This is a genomic window from Kribbella sp. NPDC055110 (genome assembly GCF_053607525.1).
On the sequence record NZ_JBSGTS010000004.1, the window covers coordinates 383,960 to 392,038 of the forward strand.

At 68.4% G+C, this 8,079-nt stretch carries 9 protein-coding genes; 3 read left to right on the top strand and 6 right to left on the bottom strand.

Translation table 11 applies throughout. The annotated features are described in order from the left end of the window. Nucleotides 1–2 precede the first annotated feature (2 nt). Nucleotides 3–980: a zinc-binding alcohol dehydrogenase family protein gene (locus tag ACWF0M_RS09760; protein WP_452235201.1), complete on the top strand. Its 978-nt coding sequence runs from the start codon at nucleotides 3–5 to the stop codon at nucleotides 978–980. 33 nt (nucleotides 981–1,013) lie between these two features. Here the strand turns inward: ACWF0M_RS09760 and ACWF0M_RS09765 are convergent, their stop codons facing one another. The 5 genes from ACWF0M_RS09765 to ACWF0M_RS09785 are packed head-to-tail and all read right to left on the bottom strand — an operon-like array spanning nucleotide 1,014 to nucleotide 5,445. Beyond that, a complete protein-coding gene (locus ACWF0M_RS09765) occupies nucleotides 1,014–2,351 on the bottom strand; it encodes an LLM class flavin-dependent oxidoreductase (RefSeq protein WP_452235202.1) in 1,338 nt (445 codons plus the stop codon). Then, nucleotides 2,348–3,058 (bottom strand): ABC transporter ATP-binding protein, encoded by a 711-nt coding sequence (locus ACWF0M_RS09770; protein WP_452235203.1) that lies wholly within the window; start codon nucleotides 3,056–3,058, stop codon nucleotides 2,348–2,350. Before ACWF0M_RS09770 ends, ACWF0M_RS09765 begins: the two co-directional genes overlap by 4 nt. Further along, nucleotides 3,034–3,870: an ABC transporter permease gene (locus tag ACWF0M_RS09775; RefSeq protein WP_452235204.1), complete on the bottom strand. Its 837-nt coding sequence runs from the start codon at nucleotides 3,868–3,870 to the stop codon at nucleotides 3,034–3,036. The genes ACWF0M_RS09770 and ACWF0M_RS09775 overlap by 25 nt, the downstream gene beginning before the upstream one ends. After that, entirely contained in the window at nucleotides 3,867–4,910 is a 1,044-nt protein-coding gene (locus ACWF0M_RS09780; RefSeq protein ID WP_452235205.1) for an ABC transporter substrate-binding protein, read from the bottom strand. Before ACWF0M_RS09780 ends, ACWF0M_RS09775 begins: the two co-directional genes overlap by 4 nt. Next, nucleotides 4,903–5,445 (bottom strand): flavin reductase family protein, encoded by a 543-nt coding sequence (locus ACWF0M_RS09785; protein WP_452235206.1) that lies wholly within the window; start codon nucleotides 5,443–5,445, stop codon nucleotides 4,903–4,905. Before ACWF0M_RS09785 ends, ACWF0M_RS09780 begins: the two co-directional genes overlap by 8 nt. Before the next feature lie 302 nt (nucleotides 5,446–5,747). Between ACWF0M_RS09785 and ACWF0M_RS09790 the strand changes: the two genes are divergently transcribed. Next, entirely contained in the window at nucleotides 5,748–6,239 is a 492-nt protein-coding gene (locus ACWF0M_RS09790; RefSeq protein ID WP_452235207.1) for an RNA polymerase sigma factor, read from the top strand. Next, a complete protein-coding gene (locus tag ACWF0M_RS09795; protein WP_452235208.1) occupies nucleotides 6,232–6,798 on the top strand; it encodes a methylated-DNA--[protein]-cysteine S-methyltransferase in 567 nt (188 codons plus the stop codon). Before ACWF0M_RS09790 ends, ACWF0M_RS09795 begins: the two co-directional genes overlap by 8 nt. 90 nt (nucleotides 6,799–6,888) lie before the next feature. Here the strand turns inward: ACWF0M_RS09795 and ACWF0M_RS09800 are convergent, their stop codons facing one another. Beyond that, entirely contained in the window at nucleotides 6,889–7,572 is a 684-nt protein-coding gene (locus tag ACWF0M_RS09800) for a class I SAM-dependent methyltransferase (protein ID WP_452235209.1), read from the bottom strand. Nucleotides 7,573–8,079: the final 507 nt, after the last annotated feature.

Here is an 8,079-nt window from a genome sequence, read left to right on the forward strand (position 1 = left end):
ACATGGACATGCGGGCGATCGTGCTGGACGGTCCGGTGCAGCCGGAAGAACTTCGGGTACGGCGGGTCGCGGTGCCTGAGCCGCGTACCGGGTGGGTGCGGATCAAGGTGGAGGCGTTCGGCCTGAACCGGTCGGAGTACCACCTCCGCGCAGGACTCGCGACGAACGCGCGGTTCCCGGTGATCCCCGGCATCGAGGCGGCCGGGACGGTCGACCTGGCGCCGGGCGGTGAGTTCGCGCCGGGGCAGCAGGTGGTCGCGATGATGGGCGGGATGGGACGCGAGTACGACGGCGGGTACGCCGAGTACACCGTCGTACCGGCTTCGTCGGTGATCCCGGTCGAGACCGACCTCGACTGGGCGACTTTGGGCGCGCTGCCCGAGATGCTGCAGACCGCCCACGGTTCGCTCTACACCGGGCTGGCGATCGAGCCCGGGCAGTCCTTGCTGGTCCGCGGCGGTACGTCGTCCGTCGGTGTCGCGGCCGCCGTACTGGCGAAGGAGCACGGGCTGACCGTGTTCTCGACCACGCGGAACCCCCAACGAATGCAGGTGTTGCGCGAACTCGGTGTCGATCACCCGATCGTTGACGACGGCAACGTTGCGGAGAAAGTCCGGGAGATTCTTCCGGGCGGCGTGCACGCGGCCCTCGAACTGGTCGGGACCAATGTTCTACCGGACACGCTGAAAGCCACCGCGGTGCACGGCACGGTGTGTTTCACCGGAATGCTCAGCGACGCCTGGACGATCCCGGACTTCTATCCGATCGGATACCTCCCGAACGGCGTCCGGCTGACCGCGTACGGCGGCGAGAGCTCCGACCTGCCCGCGGACGCGTTCCAGCGGTACGTCGACCTGGTCGCGGCCGGCAAGCTCCCGATCCGGATCGACCGCGTCTTCACGATGGACGAGATCGGCGACGCGCACCGCATCATGCAGGACGGCAAGGCGGTCGGAAAGCTCGTCGTACGAGTGAGTTGAGGGTCCCGCCACCTGACGGGACCCTCAAGCACCTCACGCAGTCGCTTCCTGCAGCTGTGGAGTCCGCCCGGCTGGACGCGCCAGGCCGTAGTGCTCGCGCAGGGTTGTGCCGGTGTATTCGGTCCGGAACAGGCCGCGGGCCTGCAGGATCGGGATCACCTCGTCCACGAACGTCGTGAGACCGGACGGGAGCACCGGCGGCATCACGTTGAAACCGTCGGCCGCGCCCGCCTCGAACCAGTGCTGGATCGCGTCCGCGACCTGCTCCGGCGTACCCGTGAACGTGCGGTGCCCGCGCCCGCCGCCGAGCCGGCCGATCAGCTGGCGGACGGTCAGCTTCTCGCGCCGGGCGAGCGTCACGATCAGCGTGTACCGGCTCTTCGCGCCCTCGATCTCGTCCTCGTCGGGGAGCTCCGCCGGGAGCTGCTGATCGAACGGCAGGTCCTCCGGCGACAACCGCAGCGTCTTCGCGAGCTGCAACCGCGCGTGCTCCGGCTGGATCAGTTCGTCCAGCTGCTGCTCCAGCCGCTGCGCCTCCTCGACCGTGGACCCGATGACGGGCACGATCCCGGGCAGGATCTTCACCGCCGAAGGGTCCCGCCCGAGCGCCGCCGTACGCGCCTTCAGGTCGCGGTAGAAGTCCTGCGCGTCCTCCAGCGTCTGCTGCGCGGTGAACACCGCCTCGGCGTACCGCGCCGCCAGCCCCTTGCCGTCCTCGGACGACCCGGCCTGGACGATCAGCGGGTGCCCCTGCGGCGACCGCGGCAGGTTCAGCGGCCCGCGGACCTGGAAGTGCCGGCCGACGTGATCGATCGGCTGGACCCGCTCCTGGACCGCCCAAACGCCCTCGGCCTTGTCCGCGATCGCTGCATCGTCCTGCCACGAGTCCCAGAGCTTGTACGCGACCTCGAGGAACTCCGCTGCGCGCTCGTACCGCTCCGCATGCGTCGGCTGATCGGAGAGGTTGAAGTTGAGCGCCGCCTCCGGACCCGCGGTGGTCACCACGTTCCAGCCCGCACGCCCACCGCTCACGTGATCCACGCTGGCGAACCGCCGCGCCAGGTTGAACGGATCGTTGTACGTCGTGGACGCGGTCGCGATCAGCCCGATCCGGGACGTGGCGGCTGCGATCGCGGTGAGCAGCACGGTCGGCTCCAGCGAGCCGGCGGGCCGCCGCCCGACATTGCCGAACAGCACCGGCGAGTCCGCGAAGAAGATCGAGTCGAACTTGCCGCGCTCGGCCAGCTGCGCCAGGGCCTGGTAGTGCGCCACCGAGGTGTTCGCGAACGGATCGCTCTCCGGCAGCCGCCAGGACGCCTCGTGGTGCCCGGTGCTCATCAGGAACGCATTCAGGTGCAATTGCCTGCTCATGCCGAGACTCCCAACGCGTCGAGAAGCCGCGACCGGACCACGGCGAATCCTGGATCGGCCGCACTGCGCGGCGCCGGCAGGTCGATGGTCTCCTCGGCGACGATCTGGCCGGCGTCGAGCACGATCACCCGATCGGCCAGCACGATCGCCTCGTCGACGTCGTGCGTCACCAGGAGTACGGCGGGTTGGTGCGCCGCGCACAACTTGCGCAGCAACACGTGCATCTTCAACCGGGTCAGCGCGTCCAGCGCACCGAACGGCTCGTCGGCGAGCAACAGCTCCGGCTCCCGCACCAGCGACCGAGCCAACGCGACCCGCTGCTGCTCACCACCGGACAACTCGTTCGGCCACGCCTTCTCCCGCCCGGCCAGCCCGACTTCTTCGAGACTCTCCCGCCCGCGCTCGTCCGCACCGCCCAGACCGAGCACGACGTTCTCGAGCACTCTTGCCCACGGCAACAACCGCGAGTCCTGGAAGACGACCGAGACGTTCTGCGGTACGGCGAGCTCACCGGAGCCGTCGACGTCGTGATCCAGACCGGCCAGGGCCCGCAACAACGTGCTCTTACCGGATCCGCTCTTGCCCAGCAGCGCGACGAACTCACCAGGTTCGATGTCCAGGTCCACTCCGTCCAGGACGGCGCGGTCGTCGTACCGGCGTACCAGGTCGCGGACCTGGACAGTTACGAGGCCAACGTTCGTCGCCATGACAGGGCCCTCCTCTGGATCAGGCGGACGACGGCGTCGGACAGCAGACCGAGGATGCCGTACACGACCAGGCCGACGATGATGATGTCGGTCTGCCCGTACGTGCGGGCCAGTTCCATCATGTAACCGATGCCGCTGGTGGAGTTGATCTGCTCGACGACGACCAGCGACAACCACGCGCCGGTGACCGCGAACCGCAGCCCGAGCAGGAACCCGGGCAGTGCGCCCGGCAGCACCACGCGCCGGATGAACTGCCATTGCGACAACCCGACGGTCTGCGCGAGTTCGACGTACCGGCTGTCGATGGTGCGCAGGCCGTTGTGGGTGTGGATGTAGATCGGGATGAACACCCCGAGCAGGATGGTGACGACCTTCATCGACTCGCCGATGCCGAGCCAGAGGATCAGCAGCGGCAGCAGCGCCAGTGACGGGATCGCGCGCTTGATCTGGACCGGACCGTCGAGGACCGCCTCACCGAGCCGGGACAGGCCGGAGATCAGCGCGAGGACCACGCCCAGCACGATGCCGAACGCGAGACCGAGCAGGGCCCGCTGCGCGGAGGTCCACAGGTTCGACTGCAGGCGGCCGTCCGCGATCAGGTCGCCGGCCGTGGTCACCACGGTCCACGGCGCGGACAGTACTCGTTGGTCGATCCAACCGGTGGCCGATCCGACGCTCCAGATCACCAGCAGCAGCACCGGCCCGATCGCGGCCCCGAACTTGATCGGCTTCCCCGGCCCGAGCCGCCGACGCCGTACGACGGGAGCCGATGCGGTGCGCGACCGCAGCCCGGGAAGCGTGGTCGCACTCATTTGACGCCTGCCTTGATAGCGTCCGTGGCGACGGTCTGGAACCGCAGGTCGTACAGGTCCTTCGCCTGGATCACCTTGTTGCCGGTCTCCTTGGCGAGCAGCTCGATGGTTTCCTGCTGCCGCTGGATCGCGTCGCTCCAGTCCGCCGGGATGTCCGGGTGACCGGCGTTGTCGACCAGCCACTGCCCGTCGGCGGCGCTCAGGCCCTGATCCTTCACGTAGTACCCCTGGATCCATTCCTTGGGGTGCTTGTCGATCCACTCCTGGGCGACGCCCCAGGCAGCGACGTACGCGCGGATCGCCGCGGCCTTCGCCGGGTCCTCGAGGGACTCGACCGGGCCGTAGAGGTGGCCGGCGTCGTCGCGCAGGCCGTGGTCGATCGTGCTGGCGCCGTCCTTGCCGTACTTGGTCAGGTAGCGCTTGATCTGGACGCCGCCGATCGGGGCGACGTCGACCTGCTTGCCGGCCAGCGCCTGCGTGTACACGTCACCGGTGCTGGGGATCTCGATCAGCTTGACGTCCTCCTTGGTCAAGCCGGCCTTCTTCAGCACCTTCAGGATCAGCGCGCCCTGCGCCTGTCCCGGGCTGTAGGCGATCTTCTTGCCGCGCAGGTCGCCGAGCGTCTTCACTGACACCCCCGGCGCGACGCCGAGCTTGTAGATCGGGTGGCTGATCGGGTCCTGCCGGAACTTGGACGCGACGATCTTGACGTGCAGACCGGTCCAGGTCGCGTGGATCGACGGGATCTCGGCGACCGATCCGAGGTCGAGAGCATGCGCCCGGAACGCCTCGGTGGTCTGCGGACCACCGCTCAGGTTGGCGAACTGGACGTACTTCGAGACCTTGTCGTACTGACCCGAGAGCTTCAGCGCGACCTCGGTGGCGGGATCGCCGACGACGATCTTGGCGCCGTCCGGGACCGTGGTCGGGAGCGGGGCGTCGAGCGACAGCTTCGAGGAGTCGCCGGCGGCGGCGTTACTGCCGCAGCCGGTGACGAGTGCGAGCAGGGCGAGGGCGGAGTAGAGGCGTTTTCTAGACATGGTGGGCTTTCGCGTAGCGGCCGTCGTGGTAGAGCAGCGGCTCGTGCTCACGACGTTCGGTGTGGGTGGCGAGGCGGGCGACGACCAGGTAGTGGTCGCCGACGGCGAAGCGGTGCGCGATCTGCGCGCGCAGGAAGCTCGGGGCGTCGTCGAGCGCGGGTTCGCCGGTGGCCAGCCGCGACCAGCGGGTCGGTTCGGCGAACCGGTCGATCCCGCTGGTGGCGAACCGGCCGGCGATCGCGCCCTGGTCGGCGGACAGGAAGTTGATCACCACGCTGCTCGCCGTACTCACGGCCGGCCAACTGGAGGCGTTGGTCGCGATCGCGAACGAGACCAGCGGCGGCAGCAGGCTGATCGAGACCAGCGAGGTCGCGGTGAAGCCGACCGGGCCGTGCCCGGCGTCCGCGGTGATCACCACGACGCCGGCGGCGTGGCGACGGAACACGGAGCGGTAGACGTCGGCGTCCACGATCCGCTCCTCGGAACGGTCAGGTACGACGGACAAGGCAGGACGATTCAGGGCAGGTACAGACATGTCTCTCCCTCGGAACGGGGCAGGGACCACAGGTGATGTGAGGCGGGATCAGACAGGCCTCATGCAGGCAGCAGCGAGGGAACGGGTCACCGACAGGTGGCGCTCGCCGTCCGCAGCAGGTCGATGACGCGACGGCGGGTGAGGAGGGTCGTCGTCATGTCAGCTATCTTCACATCAATGTCTACCGAGAAACTCGACAATCTCGCCATCCGGGACGGGTGTCCGAAACCGACCACCGGGTGGGACGACACGCCGTCGACTTGCCCTCACACGATCGATGGTCGGTGCGTTCTACTGGCGTGATGGTTCGGGAGAAGGTCGGATTGCCGCCGTTCCAGGCCTTGATCGACGCGCACTGGCGGGACGTCGCCAGGCTCGCGCGGGCGATGGCCGGCCAGGACGGTGACGACGTCGCGCAGCGCGCCTGGGAGAAGGCGTACGCGGCGTACCCGACGCTGGCCTCGGCGAAGAACCTGCGCAGCTGGCTCCTCACCATCACCGCCCGGTGCGCGACCGACGTACACCGGGCGCGGAAACCGCAGCGCCCACTGGACGAGGCGCCGCCGGTCGCGGTCGACGGACCGGAGGCCGCGGCCTGGCCGGACCCCGGCCTGTGGCGGGCGGTCAACGAACTCCCGGAGCGGCAACGCTTCGCAATCACGCTCAAGTACGTCGGCGACCTGGACCACCACGGCGTGGCCGCCGCTCTGGACACCACGCCCGCCGCGTCGCGCCGGCTCGTCAGCGACGCGCTGGCGACCCTGCGCACGAAACTCGGAGTACACGATGACTGATCTCGAGAGCCGGCTGACCCGGCTCAGCACCCCTGACCTGAAGCCGCCCGTCCTGCCCGACGCCGACGTCGCCTACACGCTGCACGACACCCCGATCGGGACGATGCTGCTCGCGATCGCACACGGACGCGTCGTCGCCAGCTCGTTCGACGACGAGGAGACCATGACCACGAGGCTCGCCCGGGCCGTGTCCCCGCGGGTACTACGGCAGCCTCGGCCGCTGGACGACGTACGGCGGCAACTCGACGAGTACCTGTCCGGTGACCGCCGGGCCTTCGACGTCGAGGTGGACCTGGTGCTCGCGACACCGTTCCAGCGGCTCGTGCTGAACGATCTGCCGACGCACACGATCTACGGCGCGACGACGACGTACGGAACCGTTGCCGCCGACATCGACAAGCCGAAGGCGGCCCGCGCGGTCGGTACGGCGCTGGGCGCGAACCCGGTCTGCGTCGTACTGCCCTGCCATCGGGTTGTCGGCGCGAACGGCGCGCTCACCGGGTACGCCGGCGGGCTGGACGCAAAACGATTCTTGCTGAATCTCGAAGCAAAAAGCTGAGTTTTCCGGAATTGCCGGGAAGGGTTTTACACTCGGGTTTATAAGGAGCAGATCCCCAATGTGGAGTGGGGATCTGCTCCTGTTGACATGTCAGGAAGTTGTCGGCTGGTGGATCTCCAGGATGAGCCGGCGACGACCGCCCCAGTCACGTTTGTAGACCTTGTAGTCATCGATTCCGGCGGCCGCGCAGAGCCGGCCGTAGCTGATCTCGTCGTGGATGAAGTGCACGCTGCTGCGGTCGTCGTCGTGCTCAGTGGTGACGATCCGGTGCTCCGGTCCCTGACGCATCCCGTTGGCGATCTCGGCCGCGGTCGCCGGCCCCCAGACCGGGCCCTCGATGATCGCGATCCCGCCCGGCTTCAGGACCCGGGAGATCTCGCAGATCGTGGAGATCTGCTCGTCCTCGGCGAACAGTTCGTGGAACGCCGTCCACAGGCAGATCACCGCGTCGAACGAGTTCCAGCTGTACGGCAGATCGGTCATCGAGCCGATCGCCCAGTCGATCGCGAGCTCCTCCTCGGCGGCCTGCGCGCGGCCGGCCTCGAGCAGGTTCGGCGAGATGTCCAGCCCGCGCACGACCTTGCCGGCGCGGCGCAGCGGCAGCGCGACCCGCCCGTACCCGCAGCACAGGTCGAGCACCGTCTCGCGTCCCTCCAGCAGCTCCTGCACCGCCTTGACGATCAGCGCGTCCCGCTCGGGCGACGTACGCGCGGCCAGTCCGTCGGCACCGAGTTCCGCATACTCGGCCCGACTACGCAGTGCGGAGTTCAGCATGCCGTCAGTATTCCGGCTACTCCGGGTCAGTTGTCCAGCGGCTACCAGCCAAGAGAACTCGTACCAGCTGAGGAAGACAGGCGAGGAGGAGGTAGCGAGCCCACGCAGCGCTAACGCGCGGCTCCTCCGTCGCCGTGCTGCGCGCCACTCCCACCCACCCCGGACTGTGGCCATGCACCAGCGGCGGACCGCCCAACCCAGTCGACTCGTACTGGTGTCCCGAGTCGGAAGTTCGTGCCATAAGTTCGGCGGGGTTCGACGCACGCCCAGGAATTCGCGGCACTCGGGCCTCCCCAAACCGGTGTGGGGAGCCAGACCCACCCGAATCAGCCTGCAACACTCCCCAAACCACCGGAATCGGCCGCGGGCTCCATCTTTGAGAAGCCACCGACCATTGTCAGGTCCCGAGAACGGTCGGTGGGTTCTCAAAGATGCGATCCGCGGGTCGATCCGCGGGTCGATCCGCTCCGAATGGGGAGTGTTACAGGCTGGTTCGGGTGGGTCTTG

What these genes read in the sequence shown, in the direction of transcription:
- ACWF0M_RS09760 (WP_452235201.1), top strand. Translation starts at nt 3, where the DNA reads ATGGACATGCGGGCGATCGTGCTGGACGGTCCGGTGCAGCCGGAAGAA.
- ACWF0M_RS09765 (WP_452235202.1), bottom strand. Translation starts at nt 2,351, where the DNA reads ATGAGCAGGCAATTGCACCTGAATGCGTTCCTGATGAGCACCGGGCAC.
- ACWF0M_RS09770 (WP_452235203.1), bottom strand. Translation starts at nt 3,058, where the DNA reads ATGGCGACGAACGTTGGCCTCGTAACTGTCCAGGTCCGCGACCTGGTA.
- ACWF0M_RS09775 (WP_452235204.1), bottom strand. Translation starts at nt 3,870, where the DNA reads ATGAGTGCGACCACGCTTCCCGGGCTGCGGTCGCGCACCGCATCGGCT.
- ACWF0M_RS09780 (WP_452235205.1), bottom strand. Translation starts at nt 4,910, where the DNA reads ATGTCTAGAAAACGCCTCTACTCCGCCCTCGCCCTGCTCGCACTCGTC.
- ACWF0M_RS09785 (WP_452235206.1), bottom strand. Translation starts at nt 5,445, where the DNA reads ATGTCTGTACCTGCCCTGAATCGTCCTGCCTTGTCCGTCGTACCTGAC.
- ACWF0M_RS09790 (WP_452235207.1), top strand. Translation starts at nt 5,748, where the DNA reads ATGGTTCGGGAGAAGGTCGGATTGCCGCCGTTCCAGGCCTTGATCGAC.
- ACWF0M_RS09795 (WP_452235208.1), top strand. Translation starts at nt 6,232, where the DNA reads ATGACTGATCTCGAGAGCCGGCTGACCCGGCTCAGCACCCCTGACCTG.
- ACWF0M_RS09800 (WP_452235209.1), bottom strand. Translation starts at nt 7,572, where the DNA reads ATGCTGAACTCCGCACTGCGTAGTCGGGCCGAGTATGCGGAACTCGGT.